General features: G+C 34.9%; 24 protein-coding genes. 12 read left to right on the forward strand and 12 right to left on the reverse strand.

Annotated features, from left to right (window positions below):
• Window positions 1-120: 120 nt before the first annotated feature.
• Window positions 121-1,305, forward strand: a complete 1,185-nt coding sequence (locus EDF66_RS19840) for a serine hydrolase (protein ID WP_132844566.1) — start codon at window positions 121-123, stop codon at window positions 1,303-1,305.
• Between the two features lie 54 nt (window positions 1,306-1,359).
• Here EDF66_RS19840 and EDF66_RS19845 read toward each other — a convergent pair whose 3' ends face one another.
• Complete coding sequence (locus EDF66_RS19845; RefSeq protein ID WP_132844568.1) at window positions 1,360-2,364, reverse strand: D-alanine--D-alanine ligase; 1,005 nt, start codon at window positions 2,362-2,364, stop codon at window positions 1,360-1,362.
• 155 nt (window positions 2,365-2,519) lie between these two features.
• Between EDF66_RS19845 and EDF66_RS19850 the strand changes: the two genes are divergently transcribed.
• From EDF66_RS19850 to EDF66_RS19885, 8 genes are all read left to right on the forward strand, one after another.
• Complete coding sequence (locus tag EDF66_RS19850) at window positions 2,520-3,338, forward strand: PASTA domain-containing protein (RefSeq protein WP_132844570.1); 819 nt, start codon at window positions 2,520-2,522, stop codon at window positions 3,336-3,338.
• 2 nt (window positions 3,339-3,340) lie between these two features.
• Window positions 3,341-4,381 carry an endolytic transglycosylase MltG gene (mltG, locus tag EDF66_RS19855; RefSeq protein ID WP_132844572.1) on the forward strand — a complete coding sequence of 347 codons (1,041 nt, stop codon included), beginning with the start codon at window positions 3,341-3,343 and terminating at the stop codon, window positions 4,379-4,381.
• Between the two features lies 1 nt (window position 4,382).
• The gene (locus tag EDF66_RS19860) at window positions 4,383-4,790 is read left to right on the forward strand and encodes an acyl-CoA thioesterase (RefSeq protein ID WP_132844574.1); all 408 of its coding nucleotides are present in this window, start codon (window positions 4,383-4,385) and stop codon (window positions 4,788-4,790) included.
• 2 nt (window positions 4,791-4,792) lie between these two features.
• On the forward strand, window positions 4,793-5,767 hold the full coding sequence (locus EDF66_RS19865) for a YihY/virulence factor BrkB family protein (RefSeq protein ID WP_132844576.1): 975 nt from the start codon (window positions 4,793-4,795) through the stop codon (window positions 5,765-5,767).
• Between the two features lie 468 nt (window positions 5,768-6,235).
• Entirely contained in the window at window positions 6,236-8,170 is a 1,935-nt protein-coding gene (gene rpsA, locus EDF66_RS19870) for a 30S ribosomal protein S1 (RefSeq protein ID WP_132844577.1), read from the forward strand.
• 105 nt (window positions 8,171-8,275) lie between these two features.
• Complete coding sequence (locus tag EDF66_RS19875) at window positions 8,276-9,109, forward strand: sulfurtransferase (protein ID WP_132844579.1); 834 nt, start codon at window positions 8,276-8,278, stop codon at window positions 9,107-9,109.
• A gap of 13 nt (window positions 9,110-9,122) precedes the next feature.
• The gene (locus tag EDF66_RS19880; RefSeq protein WP_132844581.1) at window positions 9,123-9,686 is read left to right on the forward strand and encodes a YdeI/OmpD-associated family protein; all 564 of its coding nucleotides are present in this window, start codon (window positions 9,123-9,125) and stop codon (window positions 9,684-9,686) included.
• On the forward strand, window positions 9,687-10,148 hold the full coding sequence (locus EDF66_RS19885) for a YciI family protein (protein WP_132844583.1): 462 nt from the start codon (window positions 9,687-9,689) through the stop codon (window positions 10,146-10,148). It abuts the gene before it with no gap.
• 1 nt (window position 10,149) lies between these two features.
• On the opposite strand, the gene EDF66_RS19890 is transcribed toward EDF66_RS19885, so the two are convergent.
• The 4 genes from EDF66_RS19890 to gyrB all read right to left on the reverse strand — a co-directional run bounded on the left by EDF66_RS19890 (window position 10,150) and on the right by gyrB (window position 18,706).
• Window positions 10,150-12,051: an ATP-dependent DNA helicase RecQ gene (locus tag EDF66_RS19890; RefSeq protein WP_132844585.1), complete on the reverse strand. Its 1,902-nt coding sequence runs from the start codon at window positions 12,049-12,051 to the stop codon at window positions 10,150-10,152.
• Window positions 12,048-14,135: a ComEC/Rec2 family competence protein gene (locus EDF66_RS19895; RefSeq protein ID WP_132844587.1), complete on the reverse strand. Its 2,088-nt coding sequence runs from the start codon at window positions 14,133-14,135 to the stop codon at window positions 12,048-12,050. The genes EDF66_RS19890 and EDF66_RS19895 overlap by 4 nt, the downstream gene beginning before the upstream one ends.
• Window positions 14,135-16,180, reverse strand: a complete 2,046-nt coding sequence (locus tag EDF66_RS19900) for a helix-hairpin-helix domain-containing protein (protein WP_165902475.1) — start codon at window positions 16,178-16,180, stop codon at window positions 14,135-14,137. Before EDF66_RS19900 ends, EDF66_RS19895 begins: the two co-directional genes overlap by 1 nt.
• A gap of 567 nt (window positions 16,181-16,747) precedes the next feature.
• A complete protein-coding gene (gyrB, locus tag EDF66_RS19905; protein WP_132844591.1) occupies window positions 16,748-18,706 on the reverse strand; it encodes a DNA topoisomerase (ATP-hydrolyzing) subunit B in 1,959 nt (652 codons plus the stop codon).
• Window positions 18,707-18,896: 190 nt separating this feature from the next.
• Here gyrB and EDF66_RS19910 point away from each other — a divergent pair, with 190 nt between their 5' ends.
• Together EDF66_RS19910 and EDF66_RS19915 are read left to right on the forward strand one after the other, a co-directional pair.
• Window positions 18,897-19,508: an OmpH family outer membrane protein gene (locus EDF66_RS19910; protein ID WP_021190122.1), complete on the forward strand. Its 612-nt coding sequence runs from the start codon at window positions 18,897-18,899 to the stop codon at window positions 19,506-19,508.
• A 111-nt stretch (window positions 19,509-19,619) separates the two neighbouring features.
• The gene (locus EDF66_RS19915) at window positions 19,620-20,522 is read left to right on the forward strand and encodes a CorA family divalent cation transporter (protein ID WP_132772147.1); all 903 of its coding nucleotides are present in this window, start codon (window positions 19,620-19,622) and stop codon (window positions 20,520-20,522) included.
• Here the strand turns inward: EDF66_RS19915 and tsaB are convergent.
• From tsaB to mscL, 5 genes are all read right to left on the reverse strand, one after another.
• Window positions 20,517-21,224 carry a tRNA (adenosine(37)-N6)-threonylcarbamoyltransferase complex dimerization subunit type 1 TsaB gene (gene tsaB / locus EDF66_RS19920; RefSeq protein WP_132844593.1) on the reverse strand — a complete coding sequence of 236 codons (708 nt, stop codon included), beginning with the start codon at window positions 21,222-21,224 and terminating at the stop codon, window positions 20,517-20,519. The genes EDF66_RS19915 and tsaB overlap by 6 nt on opposite strands.
• A gap of 18 nt (window positions 21,225-21,242) precedes the next feature.
• Window positions 21,243-21,497, reverse strand: a complete 255-nt coding sequence (yidD, locus tag EDF66_RS19925) for a membrane protein insertion efficiency factor YidD (RefSeq protein WP_132772145.1) — start codon at window positions 21,495-21,497, stop codon at window positions 21,243-21,245.
• Entirely contained in the window at window positions 21,448-21,915 is a 468-nt protein-coding gene (locus tag EDF66_RS19930) for a ribonuclease P protein component (protein ID WP_021190118.1), read from the reverse strand. Before EDF66_RS19930 ends, yidD begins: the two co-directional genes overlap by 50 nt.
• Window positions 21,916-21,951: 36 nt before the next feature.
• Entirely contained in the window at window positions 21,952-22,110 is a 159-nt protein-coding gene (rpmH, locus tag EDF66_RS19935; protein WP_045753170.1) for a 50S ribosomal protein L34, read from the reverse strand.
• A 188-nt stretch (window positions 22,111-22,298) separates the two neighbouring features.
• The gene (gene mscL, locus EDF66_RS19940; protein ID WP_021190117.1) at window positions 22,299-22,706 is read right to left on the reverse strand and encodes a large-conductance mechanosensitive channel protein MscL; all 408 of its coding nucleotides are present in this window, start codon (window positions 22,704-22,706) and stop codon (window positions 22,299-22,301) included.
• Between the two features lie 258 nt (window positions 22,707-22,964).
• Between mscL and EDF66_RS19945 the strand changes: the two genes are divergently transcribed.
• Window positions 22,965-23,606: a response regulator transcription factor gene (locus tag EDF66_RS19945; RefSeq protein WP_132772144.1), complete on the forward strand. Its 642-nt coding sequence runs from the start codon at window positions 22,965-22,967 to the stop codon at window positions 23,604-23,606.
• A 25-nt stretch (window positions 23,607-23,631) separates the two neighbouring features.
• Here EDF66_RS19945 and EDF66_RS19950 read toward each other — a convergent pair whose 3' ends face one another.
• The gene (locus tag EDF66_RS19950; protein WP_132844595.1) at window positions 23,632-24,774 is read right to left on the reverse strand and encodes a sugar phosphate isomerase/epimerase family protein; all 1,143 of its coding nucleotides are present in this window, start codon (window positions 24,772-24,774) and stop codon (window positions 23,632-23,634) included.
• A gap of 181 nt (window positions 24,775-24,955) precedes the next feature.
• On the reverse strand, window positions 24,956-26,641 hold the full coding sequence (ftsZ, locus tag EDF66_RS19955) for a cell division protein FtsZ (protein WP_132772143.1): 1,686 nt from the start codon (window positions 26,639-26,641) through the stop codon (window positions 24,956-24,958).
• Between the last annotated feature and the right edge of the window lie 114 nt (window positions 26,642-26,755).

Genomic DNA, 26,755 nt, shown 5'->3' on the forward strand with positions numbered 1-26,755 from the left:
AATTGTAAGAAGCCTTTATTGTAAACCATCCTTTCGAAAATCAGTATACTAAATCCAATTATGCATAACTTTCTAACATTTTTTTTCATCAGTATCATTCCTTGCTCCTTTGCTCAAAAAATGGATACAATTTACCTCGAAAAATTATTACAAGGCCATCCCGAATTGTTTCAAAAGATCTTAGATCACCCGAGTAAAAATGAAGTTCAAATTCTCTACACGCAAATTGATCGGGATAAAAATAATGTGCCACATTTTAAATCATTCAGTTATAGATTAAATCAAAACTGGTATTTCTATCCTGCCAGCACGGTAAAGCTTCCAACGGCAATCCTAGCATTAGAAAAAATAAATGAGCTGAAGATTGCTGGATTATCAAAAGATACACCGTTAAGAATCGACTCTTCTTATGAGAAACAAACAGCTGTTGTACAAGACGAGTCTGCTAAAAACGGTCTCCCGTCAGTTGGTCAATATATTAAAAAAATCCTTTTGACCAGTGACAATGACGCACAGAACAGACTTTTTGAATTTATCGGACGCGCTGAATTGAATAGCAAATTACAAAAGCATGGCGCACAAAACTCACGCATTGTCAATAGACTGGCCATAGGTGACAAAGGTGTCTGGGCAAAACACACCAATCCCATTACTTTCTACTTAGAAGATAAAACCCTCTATAAACAGGATGCCCAATTTGATCCAAACGACTACCCTATTAAGCTAGAAAATACCCGTCAAGGAAAAGGTTACATGAATGACAAAGACGAGATTATTCATGAACAATGGAGTTTTGAAGGATTAAATGTTTACCCATTAGATGATCAGCAACTGATCATGAAAAAATTACTTTTCCCAGAAGCATTCGATGCTCGCAAAAGATTCAAATTAACAAATGATGATTATTCATTTTTGTACGACTACATGTCACGTTATCCGTTTGAGTCGGATTACCCTAAATATGACACAACTGAATTCTGGCCAACATATAGTAAATTGCTTTTTTATGGCCGTGATAAAAAGGCAACAATAAATCCAAATATTCGCATTTTCAATAAATATGGAGATTCATATGGTTATAATATTGATAACGCATACATTGTTGATTTTGAAAAAGGGATAGAGTTCTTATTGGCTGTAGTAATCCAATCTAATGAAAATGGAATTTATAATGATGGAATCTACGAATATGAAACTGTCACCTACCCATTTCTAAAAAACATAGGCCAAATTATCTATCAGGAAGAGCTCAAAAGAACGAAAGAATTTAGACCTGATCTAACGAAATTTGACTTTAGAAAATAAAAAAAGTTACATTACATGAAGTTGTAATGTAACTTTTAAAATCTCATACTGAAGTTATTTTTTTAGAGCCACTTCGATTAAATTACCGTAAAACTCTTGCTCCGTCAATCCGGCGGCGCGAACTTGTTGAGGAATAAAACTTTGGGGAGTTTGCCCTGGAATGGTATTGATTTCAATAAAATAAAACTTATCCGTATCGTTTTCCAAAAAGAAATCAATACGGACCATTCCTTTACAATTCAATCGCACATAAATCTCTTTTAAAATCTTTCCTATACGCAATTGCTGATTTACATCCAGATCCGCTGGTGTAATTTCTTCTGTAAGCCCAGGAATATACTTTGCCTCAAAATCAAAAAACTCACGTGTTGTTTTCACTTCAGTAGCCGGCAAAACAACCAATTCTCCGTCGACATTACGATAAATACCTTCCGAAAATTCACGGCCGTTTACAAACTCCTCAACAATAACCTGGCTACCGGTGTTCTCAGCATCAAAAGCTTTATCAATGGCTACTTTTAGTTCATCTGCCACTTTTACTTTGGTCATACCTATACTACTACCTCCAGCATTAGGTTTTACAAAATAAGGCAGGGATAATTTATCTTCTACCAGCTCAACAGCTTGAGCGCGCTGATTTTCAAACAATAATACAGATTTAGCTAAAAACAAATCATTAAGATCTGCCAAAATCGCTTTTGTATATCCCTTATTCATTGTTAGCGCCGAAGTCAAAGCATCACATGATGTATAAGGTATGCCAACTAAGTCAAAATAGCTCTGTAATCGCCCATCTTCACCGGGTGAACCATGAACCATTATAAAAGCCAATTCAAACTGAACAATACTATCATCAAGCACTAAAGTAAAATCTTCTTTATTGATTGCATGCTTTATTCCTGAATCACTAACATAAAACCATGCATCTTTGGTAATCGTAATTTGATAGATATCGTACTTATTGTGATCAAGCTGTGAGTATACAAATGCAGAACTTTTAAAAGAAACTTCCGCTTCACCTGTATAACCTCCAGTTATTAATGCTATTTTTGTTTTCATAAAATTATCGTGATTCTTCTAACAAATATAATTTGCTATACACAGAAAAACGAATATTTTTGTTCAATATTTAAAAGGGCAGATATTGAACAAAAATAGTGGCTTTAATCTTGCTTAGAAAATATACGATAAAATGATTTTTTAAAGAAATATAAATGTCAAAAATATTACAGTATTTAAAAACGAATACGTTTAGAAACAACATTCTAATCGCTATTGGATTTGTTTTAGCAATTTTCCTATTCATCTATCTTGGTTTAAAAGTATATACCAAACACGATGAATCGATAGAAGTTCCACAAGTAAAAGGCTTACATATTAATGCTGCTATCTCAGCATTAGAAAATGCGAACTTGGAATATCAAATTGATTCCGTTTATCAAATGGATGCTAAACCAGGTCTAGTGATTGAACAAGATCCCGAAGCTAAATTTCATGTAAAAAGCGGACGTACCATCTACTTAACTATTATTACACAGGTAGCACCAGAAATTGCGTTTCCAAAAATCAAGGATAAAACATTAATTGAAGCATCTTCTATACTAAAAAATCATAATTTACGTATAGGTGATACAACTTATATTGCAGACATAGCAAGAGATATTGTTTTAGATGCCCAATTTGCAGGGCAATCTATCCGTGATGGAAGAATGATTCCAAAAGGATCTAAAATTGATTTAATATTGGGTAATGGTCAGGGCGCAAATGAAGTTCAAATACCGGATTTATCGGGATTAACAGTTACGGAGGCAAAATTTGCACTACAGGGTATAGGATTAGCTCTGGGTACGGTGACTTACGACATTGGTGTTTCAGACACCAGTACAGCCCGTGTTATCACACAGTTTCCTGGCTTAGAGACCGGGATCACTAGCATAGGATCTAAAGTGGATCTTACGTTGTCCAATACTGTCCCTGCTACTCCACCAGTAACAGCTCCTTCTTCAACGCAAAAACAAAAAACAAATCCATAAATATGGAAAATAAAAAGAGAATACCAAATTGGTTAAAAATCATTGCACTCCTAATCTTTATTATTGGAGGATATTTCGGCTGGACAGCTTACACCACTTTCCTAGCATCAAATGTTACAGATAATCAAAAATACCTGTATATCAATACAGGTGATACTTATCCACAAGTATTACAAAAAATAAAAGATCAAAAAATATTGGAAGATCCAAATAGTTTTGATCGCGCTGCCAAATATCAGAATTATACAGAGAGTGTTAAGCCTGGTCGTTATGCTTTGACTCCAGGTATGAACAACAGAAGATTTATCGGTAATTTGAGAGGAGGCTATCAAGATGCTGTTAAATTTAGATTCGAAAATATCCGCTTAAAGGAAAACTTTGCAGGTAAACTTGCAGAAAATTTCGAGGCTGACTCTATCACGTTCTTAAAACTATTAAATGATGAGAATCTAGCAAAGTCATACGGTTTTACTAAAGATAATTTCATTGCAATGTTTATTCCAAATACATATGAACTTTATTGGAATACTGCGCCCGAAAAATTATTTGCACGTTTTCATGATGAATGGGAAAAATTCTGGACAAAAGATCGCTTAGCAAAAGCAAAAGCAATCAACCTGACACCACAAGAAGTTAGTTCCCTTGCTGCCATCGTTAAAGGTGAAGCACTTCACAAAGACGAGATGCCCGCTATCGCTGGGTTATATCTCAACAGATTAAAAAAAGGAATGCTTTTACAGGCTGATCCGACAGTGATTTTTGCCACTCAAGATTTTACTATCCGACGTGTATTGAATAAACATTTAAGAACCGATAATCCATATAACACCTATATCTATAAAGGTCTTCCTCCAGGTCCTATTATGATGCCTAGTATTGTTGCCATAGATGCTGTATTAAATTATAAGCATCACGACTATATTTATATGTGTGCTAAAGAAGACTTTTCTGGATACCATGCTTTTGCTACTAATGTCGCTGAACATCAAATAAACGCCCGCAAATTTCAAAAAGCATTAGACGAACGAAATATCAAAAAATAGTATGTTTCAATTCGAATATCAAACACGTGTACGGTATGCAGAAACCGATCAAATGGGTTATGTGTACTATGGAAACTATGCTGCATTCTACGAAATAGCTCGAACCGAAATGCTACGAAGCACTGGAATATCATACCGTGAACTGGAGGTGATGGGTGTTATGCTACCGGTTATGGAGATGAAATGTAAATACATTAAACCTGCACGGTACGATGATTTAATAACGATTAAAACCACAATCAGAAAAAAACCTGCAGTAAGAATAGTTTTTGAATATGAACTGTTCAATGAAAAAGAAGAGCTCCTAAATACAGGTGAAACAACACTTGTATTTGTTGATATCAGTAAGAACAAACCCACAATGCCACCCGCCATTTTTCTTGAAAAAATGGCGCAATACTTTGAATAAACATGTCCAATATTCATCAATACTTATTGAAATTAAAACCTTACAATCAAGTTATTGAATGGAGTAAAGGAGTGATTTTACCTGGATTTGGATCCTTGCCGCTCTATACTGTAGCCATATTCTTTTTTCAAGAAATATCTCGTGACTCTATTTTAAGCAAAGCATCATCACTTTCTTATAGTTTCATGCTGGCTATTTTTCCGGGGATCATCTTTCTATTTACATTGATCCCTTATATACCAATAGACAATTTTCAAGAACAACTTTTAGATTTTTTGGAAGTAGTCATTCCACATAATGCTTATGAAGTAGTGGAGACTACATTAGAAGACATTATTAAAAATCAGAATGGAGGACTTTTATCTTTCGGTTTTATATTGGCAGCTTACTTTGCTACCAATGGAATGGCCTCCATGATGCGAGCTTTCAATAAAGCCTCTCTTATTGCTGAAAAACGTACGTGGGTAAAACGTAGAATGATTGCGCTTGGACTCGCTTTTTTGATCATAACAGCTTTAACCATAGGAATGACTATATTTACTTATGCTGGCATTGTTGTTAATTATCTAAAAGATAGTATTGCTATAACCAATAGTTTCTGGGCCTTTGTCATAAAGGCAGCTCGTTGGTTCGTAATATTCGGTATATATTTCTTTACTGTAAGCTGCCTTTATAAATTTGCACCAACCTCTTCCCGTCGCTGGAAAATATTTAGCCCTGGAGCAACTTTAGCTACTATTTTAGCTATTCTAACTTTCTCCGGATTCGCATTCTATATCAACCATTTTGGCACGTACAATAAGCTATATGGATCTATTGGAACTTTAATTGTCATCATGATCTGGATGTATCTCAATACATTAATATTACTAATAGGTTACGAACTAAATGCGGCCATTGCTCTGTCCAAACAAAGTATTAAAATCGTAAGGCCAAAATCCTACAATTCATTCAGAGCAAATAACGAAAATTTATAGTTCGGCTTGAGAAATCGTCTATTTTTTTAAAATTAGTTTATTACACTGTAAATCGGAACAGCTGTCCAATCTTCTTATTAATTCTGCTTTTAAATATCGGCTACCAGAAAAAAAAGCACAATCCCTATCTCCCTCAAAATCAATAAAATTCATAGCCCCTATTTTTTACGTTACAATTCGATCATACTGCTCAATAATTTCTCAAATGTACCTGTACAACCAAATCGAAGTAATTTACGCCCTACAACCACTGCCAGATTAGAACAATTATTAGGAACATATGCCCCAATTCCATGTGGAAGAGTCGTAATCCAATTATGTTTTAACAGTCAATTTTGTTCAAAACTGCTAGTAATTGAATAAATGTGGATAACAATTTAAAAAAAAATAGATATAAATACTTGTTAATAAAAGTTTTTCGTATTTTTGCAGTCCCTACAATGTGGGGAAAAGGAGAAAAAATAATTAATGGCAAAAAAACAAGAAGTAGAAAAAGAGTTAGCAGCGAAAAACGCGGAGCTACAAGGCGCTGACACCAGAGTGGTGAAAGACACAGAAAAAATTGAATCAGAGGCTGATTCAAAACTAATCGAAGAAATCAAATCTAACACATGGATCACTCCAGAAGGCGAATTCGACTGGGATGCTAGTGATAAAGGTTTCGGAAATTACAGCGATGCTGAGCGCGCTAAATTAGAAGAACAATACGCAGGTACTTTCAACCAAATCAATCAAGGTGAAATTATCGAAGGTACTGTTGTTTCTATCAACAATAAAGACGTTGTCTTGAATGTTGGTTTCAAATCTGATGGTTTGGTTTCATTATCTGAATTCCGTGACTTACCAGAATTGGCAGTTGGTGACGTAGTTGACGTTTTCGTAGAGTCGCAAGAAGATGCTAATGGACAATTAGTATTATCTCGCAAACGTGCTAAAACTCAAAAATCTTGGGAAGCTATCAATGAAGCATTGGAAAATGATGCTATCATTAACGGTTTTGTTAAAAGTCGTACTAAAGGTGGTCTTATCGTTGATATCAAAGGTGTTGAAGCATTCTTACCTGGATCTCAAATCGATATTAAACCTATCCGTGATTACGATATCTACGTAGGTAAAACAATGGAATTCAAAGTTGTTAAAATCAACCACGAATTTAAAAACGTTGTCGTATCACACAAAGTATTAATTGAAAACGATTTAGAGAACCAAAAATCTGAAATCGTATCTAAATTAGAAAAAGGTCAAGTATTAGAAGGTACTGTTAAAAATATCACAGACTTCGGTGTGTTCATCGATTTAGGTGGTGTTGATGGTTTACTTCACATTACTGATATTTCATGGGGTCGTATCGAGCATCCAAAAGAGGTATTATCATTAGATCAAACTATTAACGTAGTTGTTTTAGATTTTGATGATGAGAAAAAACGTATCGCTTTAGGCTTGAAACAACTTTCTGAGCATCCTTGGGAATCTTTAGATAAAGACTTAGCTGTTGGTTCTAAAGTAAAAGGTAAAATCGTAACAGTTGCTGATTACGGTGCTTTCCTAGAAATCATCCCGGGTGTTGAAGGTTTAATTCACGTTTCTGAAATGTCTTGGTCTCAAAACTTACGTTCTCCACAAGAGTTCTTAAAAGTAAGCGATGAAATCGAAGCTGAGATCTTAACTTTAGATCGCGAAGAGCGTAAAATGAGCCTAGGTATCAAACAATTAACTCCAGATCCTTGGAAAAACATTGTTGAGCGTTACCCAGTTGGTTCTAAACAAACTGCAGTAGTTAAAAACATGACTAACTTCGGTGTGTTCGTAGAATTAGAAGAAGGTATCGACGGTTTAATCCATATTTCTGATCTATCTTGGTCTAAAAAAATCAACCACCCTAACGAGTTCACTAAAGTTGGTGAAAAATTAGACGTTGTTGTTTTAGAATTAGATGAAGAAAACAGAAAATTATCTTTAGGTCACAAACAATTAGAAGAAAACCCTTGGGATACTTTCGAGACAATCTTCACAATTGATTCAGTTCATGAAGGTACTGTGTTGAAAGTTGGTGACAAAGGTGATATCGTTGCTTTACAATATGGTGTTGAAGGATTCTGTCCATCTAAACACTCTGTAAAAGAAGATAACTCTGCACTTAAAGTTGACGAAGTTGCTTCATTCAAAATCATTGAATTCAACAAAGAAAACAAACGTCTAGTAATTTCTCACTCTCGTATCTGGGAAGATGAAAGAGCTGAAGCACGTGTTGAAGAATTCAATGCTCGTAAAAAAGAAGCTAAAGTAGCAAACAATGCTGTTAAAAAAGTAAAAGATTCAGTTGAGAAATCTACATTAGGTGACTTAGACGTTCTTGCACAATTGAAAGAGCAAATGGAAGGTGATGAGAAAAACGCTAAATAGTTTTTAACATCAACTCGATCATATTAAGCCCTAGCATTTAGCTAGGGCTTTTTTTGTTTATAACAAAAACATGATTAAATTTACATAACGTAAATGAAATAACCCATGTACTTTCCCTCTTCACTAATCACTCCTGCACAGCTTAGTAGTGAATTAAACAATTCCAAAATTGTATTATTAGATTGTACAATTGACAAAGTAGGTCAATCGCTAAAGGGTACGAACTTAGAAGTAATAGGCAACTCGCTCTTTTTTGATATCGAAAATACCTTTTCAGATAAAAACAACTCGCTACCACACACACTTGTTTCCCAGGAAACCTTCACAAATGGAATTCAGGAACTTGGTATCAATCAAGATAGCATCATTATACTATATGACCGTTGGGGTATATATTCAAGTCCTAGAGCTTGGTGGATGTTTAAGGTTATGGGATTTGATCAAGTTTATATACTTGAAGGTGGAATTCCAGCATGGAAAGAACAACATCTTCCCTTAGTAAACCATCACATAAAATCACAACAAAGAGGTAATGCCAAAGCTCATTTTAATTCAAAATGGTATGCAGATAAAGATTACGTTTTAGCTCATTATGATAATAGTGAAACAAGCATTATTGATGCTCGTAGTCAAGGAAGATTTATTGCCTCAGCTCCAGAACCCAGAGCAGGATTAAGAGGAGGGCATATTCCCAATTCTCATAATCTTCCATTTGATCTTGTTCTCGAAGGAAACAGCTACGATTCAAAAGAAGAATTGCAAAAATTGTTTAAATCATTTAATAACAGCAATGAACAGATCTTCACCTGTGGATCAGGTATTACAGCATCGATCCTAGCTTTTGCCAGTCATTTGCTTGGTAATAAAAACATCAAAGTATATGACGGTTCTTGGTCCGAGTGGGGACAGGAAGGACTCAATTTACCTATTTCCAACTAGTTATTACAAATTTATGGATAAGCAAAGCAAATGGCGGGAAGAATTATTAATCCTACGCAGCATAATTGAAAAGTTCCCACTTGAAGAAACAACAAAATGGGGTGGTCCCGTATTCACGTACCAACAAAAAAATGTTATTTCATTTGCTGGATTTAAAGATCATTTTGCACTTTGGTTTTTTAACGGATCGCACCTGGTAGATCCGGCAGCAGTTTTAACAGCAACACAGGGAGAAAAAACGAAAAACCTGCGTCAATGGAAATTTACAGATCAAAGTCAAATTGATAAATCTCTACTCAGACAATATATACAGCAGGCCATTAATATTGAAGAAAAGGGATTAAAACTCATTCCAGGGAAAAAAGAATATTTATCCATTCCCGCATTATTTGAAGAAGCATTAAAGAACGACCCGCAATTAAAAAGGAATTTTGAGAATCTCAGTGCTGCAAAAAAGAATGAATATTATGAGTATATTCATGAAGCAAAACAAGATAAAACAAAAGTAAACCGTCTAGAAAAAATTAAACCTATTATATTAAGTGGAAAAGGTTTATATGATAAATATAAAAAATAGATGAAAAATATACTTTACCTTGGATTATTGATATTAGGTACGCTATCTCGTTCTTATGCACAAAAGACTAATGCTAAATATGACCATTTATTAGCAGATTCATTAGGAGCTGACAATTATGGAATGAAGTATTATAGTTTCGTGCTTCTAAAAACGGGCGCGACAAAAATAACCGATAAAGATTCTGTCAATCGACTTTTTGATGGACATATGAAAAATATTCAACGCCTTGCAAAAGAGAAAAAACTAATTGTAGCTGGTCCATTTGGGAAAAATGAAAGAGATTATCGCGGTATCTTTATATTAAATGTTAAAACTATCAAAGAAGCAGAAGCACTATTGGCTACTGATCCTGCCATTAAAGCTGGTTTATTAATCTCCGAAATCACGTTATGGTACGGATCTGCGGCGCTACCATTATATTTAGAAGCCAGTGAAAAAGTAAATAAATTTGAATTTTAAACTAGATATTGGTATTCCAGATATACCGATCATCTACGACCATAATCTTATGATGATCTATTAAATTTCTCACTACTTCCAATTTTATTTCATCATCACCAAGAGAGATCCTTTCAATAAGATCATGTATCGTTTGAGCTTCGTTCAATAAAATGCGTTCTATCTCCAATTTTATATTATGATGCAATTTCACACGATGATTACGAATTAGGCACAGATCACATACCTGACAAAATAGTGTATTCTGTTCACCAAAATAATGGAGTAGTGACTGACTACGACATTGTGAATGCTCAATATAATTGAGCATCGCCTCGATCTGGACAGTCTTTACACGTTGTCTTTCTCTAATGAAAACATGGTCTACATACAGATTCTTATAATCAACACGGTCCTGCAGAAAAGATAGCTGTGGACTATCTGTTGGAGGAATATAACTCGCAATTTCCATTTTAACCAAGGCGTTGATCAAACTTACAATTTGCTCATAAGAAACACCTAACTTTTTTGCAAACTCATATTCATTTATGGAAATATAATCATCAAATACTCCTCCATACGATCGTAATATAGCCTTTATAAGTTTATCATAACGCTCATATTGAACTTGAATTTTGTAGAGCTCTTGATGGTTCACTTCAAATTTAAATCGAGAAGGAATAAAGACAGCTTCAGAAAGCGTCAACCAGCCATCCTTTTCTAAAAACTTGAGGGCACTTAAAGTAGGAATTGTTTCAAGTTTATATTTTTTTATAAAGGAGACTACATCAAAATCAAATACAACTCCCTCCCCTGCACCATAAGGAATTTGAAAGTGATTACATAGGTAATGATAGACTTGTTGAATGAAGGCGACGGTTGGAAAACTCAGTTCTAAATTTTTTAAAAGACGATTCTTATCTTCCTGCTGATATAACATAACAGGATAAGCCTTTTTTCCATCCCTGCCCGCTCTTCCTGCTTCTTGATAATAAGCTTCTAAAGATTCAGGGATATCCAAGTGAATAACAAACCGGACATCCGATTTGTCAATTCCCATCCCAAAGGCATTGGTCGCAACAATAACGCGTGTTCTATTTTGCATCCAAGCTTCTTGCTTATCATCACGGTCTTTTCCTATCAAACCAGCATGATAAAAATCCGCGGAGATCCCATTGTTTACTAAGAAACGTGCAATCTCTTGAGTCTCTCTTCTATTTCGCACATAGACGACACCTGAGCCTCCCAGCTTTTGAATGACACGAAGCATCCGTCCCGATTTATTTTCTTCTTCCAGCGCCATATATCCGAGATTATCACGCAAGAAACTTTTAACAAATACGTTCTTCTTTTTAAAGGCTAATTTATCCTGAATATCTGCAATTACAGACGTGGTAGCTGTTGCAGTTAAAGCAAGAAAAGGAATATCTGGATGTATCTCCCTCAGTTTAGACAACTGAAGGTAAGAAGGTCGAAAATCATAACCCCATTGTGAAATACAATGGGCCTCATCGATTGCATAGAGATTGACAGGCATATGTTTGATACGTTCCTGTACCAATTCACTATACAAACGTTCGGGAGATAAATAAAGAAATTTTATATGGCCAAAAATACAATTGTCCAATATAATATCGACTTCTCGTGGTTTAAGACCCGAATAAATAGCAACAGCTTCGATACCGATATCCTTGAGATGTTTTACCTGATCTTTCATCAAAGCGATTAAAGGCGTCACGACAATACAGATACCCGGAAGTATCATTGCCGGAACCTGGAAACAGATTGATTTACCGCCACCTGTAGGCAATAAAGCTAGGGTATCTTTCTTATCCAGTACAGATTGGATGATTTCCTCCTGAAGAGGTCGAAACTCATCATGTCCCCAATACTGTTTTAATATGCTGATGCTATCTACACTCATAATAACTCCTTGTCCCAAACATACGCAAAATTATTTTTTATGGTATAATGCGCCACCCCCATATCATCAAGTTGCTGTCTCCACATCTGAATATTGAAATCGCTATTCGTTCCATCAAACAGCACAAGCTTAGGTTTTATAATTCTTACATTTTCGATAAAATTCCATTTACTATTTTTTCTGACAAGTAAAATATCTGTAGAGCGATGACTTAGTAAAGAATGCTCCATAATTTGGATTGTTAAATTGGGTTTCTGAATAAGGTAATTTGTCCTTACAGAATCATATGATATCAATGGAAGAAAATTAATATCTTCCCAATTAGAGAAACGTGACAAATCCCTTTTTACACTATAAACCAAATTTCTGGCATCTAAAGAATTGAAAGAACTAACCATGGTGATGTTATTCTTTTGTATAAAAGCAAGTGCAATCTCTTTTCTGGTACTGTAAATGCGAAATCCTGTATAATTAAACTGCAAATACTGTAAATAGCTGAAAGTGCTAAGGCCAATCAATAGAAAACATACACTCATGTATAGAGCAAACTTATTTTTCCAATAAAATGCGTAACTACAACTGAACAAGAAAACTAAACTGATCAAAACTAAAGTTGGAGAAAGGACAATTCCAGTCCATGTTGCAAAAGGTAATTGATCCAAAAACTCCAATGTGAAAAACATTTTCTGAATAAGCCAATCCATAGCATACCCTAACCAAACATTGATAACATCAACAGGCATGAACATCATCGCCATCCCGATATACATAATGAGCGTAACAGGTAAAACAACAAGTAAGTTCGCAATTAAAAAATAATTTGGGAACTGTCCAAAATAAAACAATGAAAACGGTGCTGTCATAATTTGAGCACTCAAAGAAATAGCGACGCTATCCCATATGATGCGACTGAAGCGATTACTTTCAAAAATAGATAGACGTTTAAACAGTGGAAAAAATAAAACAATTCCTAAAACAGCAAAGTAAGACAACTGAAACCCAATATCAAATAATATATTGGGCTGCAATAATAAAAGTAGGAATGCAGAAGATGCCATTGTATTGAGCATATTGCCTTCCCGCTGCATTGATCTAGCAATAAGAAAAAAACTCAACATGATCGCTGCGCGTAATATGGAAGGTGCCATTCCCGTTAAGATGGTATAACTCCAGATCGCACAAAGCAACATAACAATTCTTAAAAGATTTAGAGTATGATTACCACTTACCCTGGCTAGCAACCACATCAAAACAATAAAGACTATTCCAACATGCATACCTGAAACACTCAGCACATGAATAGTACCTGTATTACTAAAAGTCTGCACGATATCTTGTGACATCACTGCTCTATAACCAACAATCAATGCCACTGCAATTTGAAAAGAATCCTCATCTTTCAGATATTTTCTAAATTTACTGACTAGCTCCTTCCTTAATTTTAAAGCTTGGGCTTTAATACCAAAACCTTGATGATGACGAATGATTTTATACTCCTTTGACTTCAAATAAATCTGGCCATCGATACCTTGATTTTTTAAATAATCTCTATAATTGAACTCCAATGGATTAAGTGGCTTTGGGATGGGTTTCACCTTATTTTTTAAAACCATCTCATCACCATATTTTATAGGAGAATCATTTTGATCAAAAGGCAACGTCACCATGAGCCGACCTGTCGCCTTTTGAAATGTTGAATCGATACGTTTTGCTAATAGGGTTACAGAAAATCGGACTGAATTATTGTAAAAAAACGGTTCTTCATCCACCATCGCAATATATTGATCACTCGAACCAATGAGAAAATGGTTAATATCCACCTGAACATGCGTTCTCCAGATATTCCAAATTCCGAAAAAAATCAAAATAATGTAGCTATTTACAATAGATAAAATTCCTAAACGGGGAGTATAAAAGAAAAATACGAGATGCGATAAAAAGCTAAAAACAAGCAGTATTTGTATCAAATTAAACATGCTTTTGCTAGGCTCAAAAAAATTGGCAATAACTATTCCAATACCATAAAACAAGACAATTTTAAGAAATGGAAGCTTTTTCAACTGTTCTTCAAAATTCGTCTTCATTAAAATTGGAGTCTTAGCTGTACTTTAACTTCTGATTTGATATTTCCCTGAATTTCATCTAAACCCGAACCTATTTTTTCAAGTTCAGGATAATAGAAAGCTGATATTTTAGTCCACAAATCAATATTTCGATATATTCTGTAACGTATATTATTATACATTCGCCAACCTTTTTGATAATACAGTGGAAAGGAAGAAGCATATAGGACATCATTTTCAAAAGCATAAATCCGGGTATTATAACTATCAGTATGAAAATAAGCTAAACGTATATTTGTTGCTATTTTACTACTTTTGGGGTTAAAAAACAGATCCTGATAGGCCATCCACCCAAATTCTTTTTGTTCGGACTCTTTCAGATATTGAATACCTTCGAGCCTACTACGAATGCTCCAGATATTACTTAATTTATATTTGTATTCAAATCTCAGTTGGTATTTATTAACTGTTGCCAAGAAAACCTTTTCATTTTTTGAAGCTGAAGTATTTTCTTCTTTCACACGGTATCGGAAGCGCACTGATATCTGGCCCTTCTTATACCAGATATAAGAGAATTGGGACATAATATCATACCCTGAAGAAGGTGCCAATACGCGGTATCGCAACCAAGGGAACTTAAAAACATCCAGATAAGCGGTCCATTGAATTTTTCGAGAGGGATGAAAAACAAGACCTGTATAGAGTCCTTTTTCATTCTTAGTACTGCTATTTTCTCCCATTGACTGGGCAAAGAAACTATGATAGTTCTTTTGATAATCACGATATAAAAGAACTGTGGAAAACTTTGGAGTTATACTGGTCATAATTCCCGTTAACCAAGCATATCCTTCATCAAAACTCGTAGCAATCTCTCCAAAAAAATAAGAATTACGATAAGTGTAATTATAATAAAGGCTAGCATTTCGAAGTAAATTACCCTCAAAATCATATTTATTTTCAAGAGCTTTGCCCAAAAGTTTAACACCTTCTAGATGGGTAGCAACAAAATTTCCACCTATCTTAAATCTATTTTTGCTGTAAAGTAAGTTACCTCCATAAACCAGTTGTCCGATCGCATTACGATATCGCTGTTCTGTTGGGGTACGATGAAGACCTGAAGTGGACAAAGTAGATATCACCCAATCATCATTCACCTTTTCCATACTGCCATCAATCTTTCGATAAGAAATATAAGGTGTAAATTCAAATTTACCTAAAGACAAAGAACCTGCTACACCTCTTAAAAAATTTGCTTCATTCAAAGATGTGTACTGTCTTAAACCTATCCCCTGCCTAGCAGAACTTTCGATCATGCTTCCTTTACCGAAACTCAATCCATTCCACATGGTTAAGCCTTGGCCAATTTGTAAGGCAAAATCTCCAATGACTACATGTTTTACTTTCCCAAGATCTCTAATTGATAGACTCGCACCATAAAAATCAAAACCATATTGTTGCTTGTCTCTGAAGAATAACTCCCCGGCATCTTTATCCATATTAATAGCAAGCCGAATCTTATCATTATAATTGAGCCTATAACGTACAGTATATCGATTCGGATCCCCAATGTACCGCGACCTGGCTGTATCAGTAATCGAATATCCTTTGGCACGTTGCAATAAACGTCCATATCGTAACATAACTTCTTGCTTCGATTTTAAGAAATTCTTAACTGTAAAATCTCTGTAATGCATATCACCTGAAACAGTAACAAAAGGAAGTAAATACTGAACTGTACGCAAATCAAACCCGATTATACTTTGTAACTCCTGTTTAGAAATAAAATCACCGGATTCTTTTCTGTGTGCCAACAGGCTTTCGATCTGAATAACACTTAAAAATAATAAATCGTTTAATTCACGTCCGTCTGTTTTATTTAAATCAATCGGATTTTTCAGGTAATATGACCATCTCTCTGAAATTTCGCTCGCATCGACATCCTCCTCTAATTCTTCCAATAGTTGTTCAAGTAACTGATCAAAAGTCAATTCATTATACTCTTGACCATATGTTGCAATAGCGCTACCTAACAAGATCCAAATTAATAGGTAAAGTTTAAGTCTCAAAAACTTATTACTTAAAAAAATAAGAATCATAAATTTGATATATAGATAATAAAAAGTTTAATTTCATATTATTTCACATATCGGAACACGACTATTACAATAAGTAATAATTATGTTACCTAAAGAAATATTGTAACGAATGCATCAATTAATTCTTTAAAAGAAGCTATAACGGTTGCTACAATTAAAAACCAGGAGAGGTTTTTTTATAGCATTATCGCATTCTCACTTAGGGTAAAAGCAAAAATAATCACCTAAATAAGATAGGCGCAGTAAATCATAATTTTTATCAATCAGCATCATTAATCTTTAATTACAGCAAACTAATACGTATTATATGGTTGAAGAAGATTATCAACGGATCATAGAACACGCTTTAGCAGAGAGCTAATCGTTAACCTAAAATCGACGAAAAAACTTAATTTAAGTACAACGAAAATACCAATACCATATATAAGTTACAGTTATTAACCTAATTAGACAAAAAATATAGATTTTTCTAATTCAAAAAAAAAAGGTCTAACTACCTGAGTAGTTAGACCTTTCAAAGATTAAAATCTAAAATAATTAAATATCGATCTTAGCGTAACGTGAATTGCGCTCAATAAACTCACGACGGGGTGCAACCTCATCACCCATTAACATTGAGAATATACGATCACATTCAGCCGCATTTTCTATGTTCACTTGTCTTAATGTACGCGTCTCTGGATTCATTGTTGTATCCCATAGTTGTTCAGCGTTCATTTCTCCAAGACCTTTATAACGTTGTACATGTACGCTGTCTTCTTTACCTCCACCTTTCAATTGCTGAATAGCATTTAAGCGTTGATCTTCAGTCCAAGCGTATTGATGATCTTTACCTTTTTTAACCAAATATAATGGTGGAGTAGCGATGTAAATGTATCCCTTCTCAATCAATTCTTTCATGTATCTAAAGTAGAACGTTAGAATTAAAGTTGTGATGTGAGAACCATCGACGTCCGCATCGGTCATGATAATGATACGATGGTAACGTAATTTATCTAAGTTTAATGCTTTAGGATCATCTGGGGTACCTAAACTAACACCTAGGGCAGTAAACATATTTTTGATCTCTTCATTTTCATAGATCTTATGTTCCATTGCTTTTTCTACGTTTAGAATTTTACCACGAAGTGGCATAATCGCTTGATATTTACGATCACGTCCTGATTTTGCTGTTCCACCTGCCGAATCTCCCTCCACAAAGTAAATTTCACATTTTGTAGGATCATTATCTTGACAATCTGCGAGCTTACCAGGTAAACCAGAACCACCCATTACAGTTTTCCTTTGTACAAGATCACGAGCTTTACGAGCCGCGGCACGAGCCTGAGCTGCGATAACAACCTTTTGTACGATTGCTTTTGCTTCGCGAGGATTCTCTTCTAAATAGATATTTAAAATCTCCCCTACCGCAACATCAACAGCACCCATTACTTCGGAGTTACCCAGTTTGGTTTTTGTCTGTCCCTCAAACTGTGGCTCCGCAACTTTCACTGAAATAACTGCAGTTAAGCCTTCACGAAAATCATCTCCAGTAATTTCTACCTTCAAATTTTTCAATAAACCTGATCTATCAGCATATGCCTTTAATGTACGGGTCAAACCACGACGAAAACCAGCAACATGTGAACCACCTTCAATGGTATTAATGTTATTGACATATGAATGCACATTTTCAGTATAGGTCTCGTTATACTGTAAAGCCAATTCAACTGGAATACCTTGTTTGATACCCTCCACATAAATCGGATGTGGTATGATCGGGTGACGGTTACTATCTAAAAACTGAACAAATTCTTGTAAACCACCTTCAGATAAAAACACATCTTGACGTAAATTACCATCTTCCAAAGTTTCTCGCTCATCTGTCAAAGATAAAGTTATTCCTTTATTCAAGAAAGATAACTCACGAAGACGACTCGCTAATGTATCATAGTTATAAGTCGTAGTCGTTGTGAAAATTTCACTATCGGGAGTAAACGTAACAATAGTACCCGTAGCATCAGATTCACCAATTTCCTTCACAGTATACAAAGGTTTTCCCTTTTCATACTCTTGCTGAAAAACTTTACCATCACGGTGAACAACTGCGGACAAATGAATAGATAAAGCATTTACACAGGAAACCCCCACCCCGTGAAGACCACCTGATACCTTATACGTATCCTTATCAAATTTACCACCAGCATGTAATACAGTCATTACAATTTCCAGTGCCGATTTATTCTCCTTTTTATTGATACCTGTTGGAATACCACGTCCGTTATCCTTTACGGAAATAGAATTGTCTTTATGGATAGTGACAAAAATATCTGTACAATAACCTGCAACGGCTTCATCGATAGAGTTATCGACGACCTCATATACCAAATGGTGCAAACCTTTAACCCCTGTGTCTCCAATATACATGGAAGGACGTTTACGTACAGCCTCTAATCCCTCTAAAACTTGGATATTATCGGCTGAATAGGATGATGCATTTTTGTTTTCTTCGCTCATTGAAACTAATTAAATACTTGTAATCAAAAATACGAAATTTTAACCACTTTAACAAGTCAACGAGAAGTGATAACAAGCAATTTAATGCGCTATTATTCCATAATTATTTTATATTTTAGCAGTCGAAAATCCTAAATGTAATTTTTTTATAGTAGGTTTGTTCTTATTAAAACGTGTAATCAAATAAACAATGAGTAATATATTTTCAACATTATCAAAGGTAACTTTAGGCGTAGCAATATCAGTAGCCGCTATTTCTTGTAACCAAGAGGGAAAAAGTACTGGTGCTACAACTTCCAAAGATTCTACTTCAGCAAACACTTCTTCAACAAAAGTTGAGAAAATTGTATACATCAATTCAGATTCTTTATCTCAAAAATATGAGTACTTTAAGGACATTAGAAGTAAATTAGAAGCAAAAGTTAAAAAAGCACAAACAGATCTTCAGGCAAAAAGTCAAGCTTTTCAACGTGAAGTTGCAGAATACCAACAAAAAGCACCTAATTTAAGTGCTGCAGAAAGACAAGCAACAGAAGAAAAATTAGCACGTAAACAAGACGAATTAAGCCGTTTAGATCAAAATGCATCTGCTTCAATACAACAAGACGAATCTGCTGAATTTAACAATGTCTACAATAAAATTACCGAATTTTTGAAGAAACATGCAAGTGATAATGGTTACACTCTTGTACTGACATATTCAAAATCAAATCCGACTGTATTATATGCTGATTCAAAATTGGAAATCACGAATGAAGTAGTGAAACAATTAAATGAAGAATATAAAAAAGAAAAGAAATAACATTTCTAAAATAGTTAAATAAGAAAGCCGCTCATGAGCGGCTTTCTTATTTAACAACAATTTGCTTTTTGAAAATCTCTTCGGTATATTAACCTAAAATCCGATTAATTTATGATATCCACTATAGTAAGTAAAGAGCAAGCTAGTTATGAATGGGTCGATGTATTCGAGCCAAGTGTAACGGATCTCGAAATTTTGAAAGAAAAATATAACCTCAATCAGGCATCTATTAAAGATTCTTTAGAACCTGAACATCTTCCAAAAATAGAAGAGTTTGACAACTATACTTTTATTATCCTAAGGATGGTATCTGCAACATTTAAGGATAACTCCGACAATATTGGTGAAATAACAGACCGTTTAACTATTTTCTATGGTGCAGACTTCGTCATTACACTTCATAAGAAAAATGTAGAATTCATTCATAAAATGAAACTTTTGGATTTTAGATCTCCAAAATTAAAAGACAGTAAACATTTAGCTAATTACCTGAGCACGGCGGCGCTCGCCTCTTTTGAAAAAATACTGCCCAAAATATCTACTAAATTGGATGAATATGAAGAAAGCGTTTTTCTGACACGTCAAAAAAAGCTAGTCCTCAAACATGTCTATTTTATTAAAAGACAGATTGATGTTGTCAGGAAGGTTATCATATTGTACAAAGAAATTGTAGAGCACTTTCATGCTAATCAAAAACGCAATGTCTACAGCCGAGATTTAAAAGATCTATATTTGAGAGCCAATACGCTGTACGACAATCTTTCAGAGAACACAAGTCAGCTCCTCAATATCTATTTTAATATTTCCTCCAATCACACGAACGAAATCATGCGTATTTTAACCATTTTTTCCGTGTTTTTTATGCCGATTACTTTTGTCGCTGGCGTTTACGGTATGAATTTCAAAAACATGCCTGAACTAGAATGGTACTATGGATATCCTGTAGCAATTATTATTATGCTCGGAATATCGCTAGCAATCTATTACTGGTTCAAAAGAAAAGGCTGGTTATAAACCAAGTCTTTTCTTTGCAGTGGTTGCAACAAAATCTTTTAAATAATAGGGTTCGAAGTAAGCAACATCTTCAAAATCTTTAGCTTGATACTTATCGAAAGCAATTTTGCTCATATCAGTCGCGTTCGTCTGTACTTCCTCAATAATATCTACACCTTGTCCAGTACTAAATACATCTTTTAATTTATCCGCTCCCGGACCAAATAAACAAATACGAGCGTATTGTACTATAAATTGATCAAAACTTGTGGCATCGATAATCAAAGCTTGAGTAGTTACTACCGATCTTCCTGTATCATCAAATGAAGCACAGTACACCTCCATCCTTCTCGCGTCTAACATCGGGATATAAAGATCGTACGATAGTGATTTCCCTTCATTCGCACGAAAACCCGAATAAATAGCATCTAGCGTATTGACAGCGATCAAAGGTATATCCAGGGCATAGCACAAACCCTTAGCGGTAGAAACTCCGATCCTTAAGCCGGTGTAAGAACCTGGCCCCATACTCACCGCAATTGCTGACAAATCTTTAAAACCTATATTCTCCTGATCCAACAAAGCCTGTATAAGCAAAGTTAGCTGTGAGGCGTGAACATTAGGTTCATTGACACTTTCGTGCTGACGAACAATTCCCGATTCAACCAAAGCGACTGAACACATAGAAGTAGAAGTCTCGATTTGTAAAATATAAGTATGCATACAAAAAAATAAAAAATATTAAGGAACAGGATCGTGACCATGGCCACCCCAGGGATTACAACTTAAAATACGTTTTATAGCAAGCCATCCTCCTTTAAAGGGACCATATTTTTGAATGGCTTGATAACCATACTGTGAACAGGTTGGTGTATAACGACAGTTAGCTCCCAAAAAGGGAGAAATAAAAATCTGATAAAACCGGATAATAGCTAAAAATAACAGACTAAATATCCGCTTGATAATCTTTTGCCAAATATAGTTTAGAACATTCATTCTTTAATTTTACCAAAGCTTTTTCCATATGACTATACAGAAAATCATATGCTAACAGACCTTTACCTACGTATTGTATTGTGAATAACAAAGGTAATTGATGTTCTTCTAAAAATGGTGTTAAGCCTTCATTTTTTTGTAAACGAAAACATTCTCTCATACGGCGCTTCATCAGATTACGATCAACAGCACGTTTGAACCGGCGTTTAGAAACCGCTAATATGACCTGTGATGAAGAATTTTCCATGATGAGATGATCGTCTTCTCTTGGAGCATAGAAGACAACACGGTAGGGATAACAAACAAAAGAAGAACCTTTATGAAACAGCGTATCAATCAACTTGACACTACATAAACGTTCTTCTTTCTTAAATGTATTTTTAATCATAATCGATGACTGAAAAGTCGGCCATGTCATTACACGAGCCTCCTGGCCACCAGCTACGCAAAAATATTAACCTTTGTGACGACCTTCGTCAGAAACTGTAAGGCGTTTTCTACCTTTTGCTCTACGAGAAGCTAAAATTCTTCTACCATTTGCAGAACTCATGCGATCTCTGAATCCGTGCTTGTTTCTTCTTTTTCTTTGCGATGGCTGAAATGTTCTTTTCATGACGCTTAATATGCTAAATTATGTTTTGATTCTATTAATAAAACTCCCTAAAGAGGAATGCAAAAGTAAAATATATTTTAGAGAATAACAAACAATAAATGCAACTTCTCCAAAATATCGAAATATTCCATAAAAAAACAGATGAAGAATACCCTATTCTTCATCTAATTTTTTACCAAAGTATATGATTACTTATTTTTCAGTAAATCTCTGATTTCTGTTAAAAGTGTTTCTTCTTTTGTTGGAGCAGGTGCCACTTCAGGAGCTTTATCTTCCTTACGTTTCATCGAATTTAAGGCTTTAATCACCATAAAAATACAAAATGCAACAATTAGAAATTGGATCACGACATTAATAAAGTTTCCTAAATTAATCGCTACTTCTGGCTTTTTTGCAACCTCATCTGCAGCTTTAAGTACATATTTAATTTCTGAAAAATCAACACCTCCTGTCAAATAACCAATTGGTGGCATGATGATATCATCTACCAATGACGTTACAATTTTTCCAAATGCACCACCGATAATAACACCGACTGCTAAATCAACTACGCTACCGCGCATAGCAAATTCTTTAAACTCTTTCAAAATTCCCATAAAATAAATGTTTAATATTGCAATTATTGTAATTCTCTACCTAAATATAAACTTATTTCAATAAAACTGACACAAAAATATTAATATTTACGGTAAAATATCGTTAGCCAATTTACAACACAAAGTAGCGAGAAATAAAATAAACAGAAAAGAACTAATCTTTGACTATATTTACACGCATTTATTATTTCGAATTCAGTATTTTTGTTTATTTTTAAACAACACAATTCGCAAAATAATATTTCCTAAATATCGCTCATGAAAAAAATATTAATTGCCGACGACCATAGTATTGTTCGATTAGGAGCATCTGTCATTATAAAAGAAACTATGCCATCCTGTATCATTACACAGGCTCAGGATTATAGTGAGGTTCTAACATTGTTGGAAAAAGAAGATTTTGATCTACTTTTACTCGATATCAATATGCCTGGAGGAAATAATATTAGAGTAGTAAAAGAAATTCTAGAAATACAACCGTCCATCAAAATACTGGTATTCTCTTCTTATGATGAATCTCTTTATGCTTTAAGATATATTGAAGCTGGCGCTGCCGGATTTGTCAATAAAAGCACGGCTATGGCAGAGCTTAGTAATGCAATATTAACAATAAAAGAAAGAGGAAAATACATGTCGGATGAAGTAAAAGACCTTTATGTTAAGAAGCTAACTCAAACCAAAGCTAAGATAAACACGATGAATCCGCTTTCCCGACTTTCAAACAGAGAAGTAGATGTTGCAAAGTATTTAATGCAGGGATTGGGTATCATTGAAGTCTCTACGAGCTTAGATCTTAGCCCGTCAACTGTAAGTACTTACAAAAGCAGAATATTTGAAAAATTAAATGTCTCTAATATTCCAGAGCTCATTGAAATATTTAGAATTCACTCTGCAAACTAGTTTGCAGAGTGAATTCTATTTTTTTTTAAGACAACTGATCAATTGTTACAACAGGAATATCTTTTCCGTGTACGATCTGTAAGTCACGTTCATTTTTATATGAATACCCGCTCTTCTCATCCAGTTCCCATAGCATTGGTGCAAAGAAATTAACACAGGTACTAAAGCCCTGTAAAATAGCAGACATAACCCCTGTATCTTTTGAATTTTTAGCTTCGTTTTCTATTTCAAAAACTCCGGTAAAAGCGCGGTTTTGCAAAGTATCAACAAATGCTCTCCAGTCCATGCTATCTGACCCTCCAAATCCAGGAAGCATGGCTTCGTAATGATGTCTATCCCAATCATGTGCTGGAATTGCAATATTAGCAGCCTTAGCAAGGTCAGCATCAACATGCTGCATTGGATACATACCGCCCCAGTCCGTGCGCGCTTGTGTACTTAAATTGCGTGTAGTCTTGATATGAATACGGTGTAACCGCTCAATATCCATAGCATTGATAACAGATACTGGATCTGTATTTTGCCAGACATCATGTGATGGATCATAGATTTCACCATGTGCTTTACTTGGTATCATTTCATACATCAATTTTCGTGCGGCCAATACTGCTGGCAAATTATTATAAGTACTGCTATAACGCGACGATCTCCAGCCCTCCATAGGACAGTTTTCATACAATACCGTTACTCCTAAATCTTCAGCATATTTAATAATTGGTGCAAAAACACGTTTGTACTCATCTAGATTTTTCTGAAAGCCATCTATCTGATTACCAAGATCGTGATTATAACCAACAAAAGTCCCCACTTTTACATTATTGGCATCTCCTCCGAGTAAATGCGCAATCCGAATAAGTTTTAATAAATGATTCTGATTTTTAACCCGTTCACCTTCTTCTCCACCGATCATATTCTCAAAAGCCCCCAAAGACAGATGTAAAGCGGCCTGATTGAAAACTTCTATTGTGCGTTTTGCATCCTCCGCTGTAAAACCTTCATAATTAAGATGTGTTGCCGTATGATCCTGACGTGTGCCATCTTTTCTAAACACACATAAATCAATACCTGAAGCTCCGACTTCTTTTGTTTTATCTATTAATTCAGGTAAATCCAGCTTGTCAAATGCTGAACTCATCACCCATATTGGATTATTCAATTTGCGATTCATATCTATACTACTTGTTTTTATCGGTTCTATGAAATAACCATGTATATGCTCTTTTTTAGAGTTTTTACAACATTGCTATTTCATAAATATAATGTATTTCTATATAAATGGTAAAAATTAAAGATACAAAAAAAAGCTATCTCACACGAGATAGCTTTCATATTATTTATGCAAAATTAAACTAATCTACATTGTCATGTAAAAAAGAATTATTGGGTCTAATTTCTGTATTTCCATCTTCAAAAGACAGTGTAAATCTGGAAACCTGAGATTGTGAAGAATGCGGCGTATCATCTAATGACATTTGCTTTCTTTTGTAAGCTGGCTCATTTTCCAATTCCTGAAGACCATTTGAAGATTTTAATTTCATACTCAACTCCTTCAATCTCAAAATACGTTCTTTTGTACGTACCAATTGATCTTCAAAAGAAACTTGCTCCTCTTCCACCTGTTCTATCTCAGCTTTATTATTAACAGAAGCAGAGAAATTATTTGCCTGCTCCTCTTGCGGAGAAACAGATCCAGCAGTATAATCGTCAAATACCGTAGGCATCTGAAATTGAAATACAGAAGGAGAAGTTTTTAATTGGAAATCATTTCCCTGATTTGCTGACGAAGCCTCTTCTTCGACCACTTCTTCAAAATTTAATTCATGACGAATAATCGAATTCCCTTCAACAGCCACCTGTTGTTGAACAGCATTTTTAGGTGCAGAAAACAAATCGTTAGTCGGGATAGGAGCTGAAACGTTTTCTGGATTTGTTTGCACAGGATTAACAAGAGGTGTATTCGTAACTTCCTTCTGTACAAATTGATTAACCGGTTTAACAAAAGATGCTACTTGTTCTGCAGCCGTTAAAGGCATCGTAACTTTCGTATTTTCGCGTTCAATATCTCTTTCCTCAGAAGTCTGGAATCCTGTCGCAATAATTGTTACAGATAGTTCCTCGCCAAAGTTTTCATCAATACAATTACCCCAGATTAAATCTGCAGAAAGACCAGCTTTCTCTTGAATATAATCAGTAATAATAGCAACCTCATCCATAGTTACTTCCTTTAAACCAGAAGTAATATTCAGTAAGATATAACGGGCACCTTCAATTTCATTATCTTTTAATAGCGGAGAAGCAAGAGCTCCTTCAACTGCTTTAATAGCTCGGTCTTCACCTTCAGCAACAGCATTACCCATAATGGCAACACCACTATCATTCATCACTGTGCGCACATCTTTAAAATCGACGTTTACATAACCAGGGATAGTAATGATCTCAGCGATACCTTTTGCGGCAGTTGTTAAAATATCATCAGCTTTTGCAAAAGCTGCTGTCATGGTAAGATTCCCAAAAATCTCTCTCAAACGATCGTTAGAGATCACTAAATACGAATCTACATATTTACGCAATTCAGATAAACCTTCTTCGGCTTGCGAACGGCGACGTTTACCTTCGAAAGTAAAGGGAGTTGTAATAATCGCAACAGTCAAAATACCTAATTCCTTAGCTGCTTTTGCCAATACAGGACTAGCTCCAGTACCAGTACCACCACCCATTCCTGCAGTAATAAACAGCATTTTGGTATTAGTACCTAACATACGTTTGATATCGTCAATACTTTCGATAGCTGAATTTTCACCTACATCAGGATCTGCACCAGCACCCATACCTTCTGTCAAACTCATACCCAATTGTACTTTATTAGGTATTGGACTTAACTCCAAAGCTTGAGCATCGGTATTACACACGATGAAATCTACCCCACTAATTCCTTGTTTATACATGTGGTTAACGGCATTACCGCCACCACCACCAACCCCAATAACCTTAATTATTGATGATTGTTCTTTTAACATTTCAAACTGTATTGACATAACTTATCCCTATTTAACTCATAATGACTTCAGTACAAACTTCACCTAAACTCAATATTCGTAATGTAATAATAACATATTTTCAACAATTTTTTTCCACAAATGTTTAAAATG

The organism is Sphingobacterium sp. JUb20 (assembly GCF_004342035.1).
GTDB lineage: Bacteria > Bacteroidota > Bacteroidia > Sphingobacteriales > Sphingobacteriaceae > Sphingobacterium > Sphingobacterium anhuiense.

Excerpts from the sequence above, each read along its gene's own strand:
- yidD (WP_132772145.1), bottom strand. The coding sequence starts at position 21,497 with ATGAATGTTCTAAACTATATTTGGCAAAAGATTATCAAGCGGATATTT.
- gyrB (WP_132844591.1), bottom strand. The coding sequence starts at position 18,706 with ATGAGCGAAGAAAACAAAAATGCATCATCCTATTCAGCCGATAATATC.
- EDF66_RS19895 (WP_132844587.1), bottom strand. The coding sequence starts at position 14,135 with ATGAAGACGAATTTTGAAGAACAGTTGAAAAAGCTTCCATTTCTTAAA.
- EDF66_RS19885 (WP_132844583.1), top strand. The coding sequence starts at position 9,687 with ATGAAAAATATACTTTACCTTGGATTATTGATATTAGGTACGCTATCT.
- mltG (WP_132844572.1), top strand. The coding sequence starts at position 3,341 with ATGGAAAATAAAAAGAGAATACCAAATTGGTTAAAAATCATTGCACTC.
- EDF66_RS19860 (WP_132844574.1), top strand. The coding sequence starts at position 4,383 with ATGTTTCAATTCGAATATCAAACACGTGTACGGTATGCAGAAACCGAT.
- EDF66_RS19850 (WP_132844570.1), top strand. The coding sequence starts at position 2,520 with ATGTCAAAAATATTACAGTATTTAAAAACGAATACGTTTAGAAACAAC.
- EDF66_RS19945 (WP_132772144.1), top strand. The coding sequence starts at position 22,965 with ATGAAAAAAATATTAATTGCCGACGACCATAGTATTGTTCGATTAGGA.
- rpmH (WP_045753170.1), bottom strand. The coding sequence starts at position 22,110 with ATGAAAAGAACATTTCAGCCATCGCAAAGAAAAAGAAGAAACAAGCAC.
- mscL (WP_021190117.1), bottom strand. The coding sequence starts at position 22,706 with ATGGGAATTTTGAAAGAGTTTAAAGAATTTGCTATGCGCGGTAGCGTA.
- EDF66_RS19915 (WP_132772147.1), top strand. The coding sequence starts at position 19,620 with ATGATATCCACTATAGTAAGTAAAGAGCAAGCTAGTTATGAATGGGTC.
- rpsA (WP_132844577.1), top strand. The coding sequence starts at position 6,236 with ATGGCAAAAAAACAAGAAGTAGAAAAAGAGTTAGCAGCGAAAAACGCG.
- EDF66_RS19930 (WP_021190118.1), bottom strand. The coding sequence starts at position 21,915 with ATGACATGGCCGACTTTTCAGTCATCGATTATGATTAAAAATACATTT.
- EDF66_RS19875 (WP_132844579.1), top strand. The coding sequence starts at position 8,276 with ATGTACTTTCCCTCTTCACTAATCACTCCTGCACAGCTTAGTAGTGAA.
- EDF66_RS19840 (WP_132844566.1), top strand. The coding sequence starts at position 121 with ATGGATACAATTTACCTCGAAAAATTATTACAAGGCCATCCCGAATTG.
- EDF66_RS19865 (WP_132844576.1), top strand. The coding sequence starts at position 4,793 with ATGTCCAATATTCATCAATACTTATTGAAATTAAAACCTTACAATCAA.
- ftsZ (WP_132772143.1), bottom strand. The coding sequence starts at position 26,641 with ATGTCAATACAGTTTGAAATGTTAAAAGAACAATCATCAATAATTAAG.
- EDF66_RS19910 (WP_021190122.1), top strand. The coding sequence starts at position 18,897 with ATGAGTAATATATTTTCAACATTATCAAAGGTAACTTTAGGCGTAGCA.
- EDF66_RS19950 (WP_132844595.1), bottom strand. The coding sequence starts at position 24,774 with ATGAATCGCAAATTGAATAATCCAATATGGGTGATGAGTTCAGCATTT.
- EDF66_RS19890 (WP_132844585.1), bottom strand. The coding sequence starts at position 12,051 with ATGAGTGTAGATAGCATCAGCATATTAAAACAGTATTGGGGACATGAT.
- tsaB (WP_132844593.1), bottom strand. The coding sequence starts at position 21,224 with ATGCATACTTATATTTTACAAATCGAGACTTCTACTTCTATGTGTTCA.
- EDF66_RS19845 (WP_132844568.1), bottom strand. The coding sequence starts at position 2,364 with ATGAAAACAAAAATAGCATTAATAACTGGAGGTTATACAGGTGAAGCG.
- EDF66_RS19880 (WP_132844581.1), top strand. The coding sequence starts at position 9,123 with ATGGATAAGCAAAGCAAATGGCGGGAAGAATTATTAATCCTACGCAGC.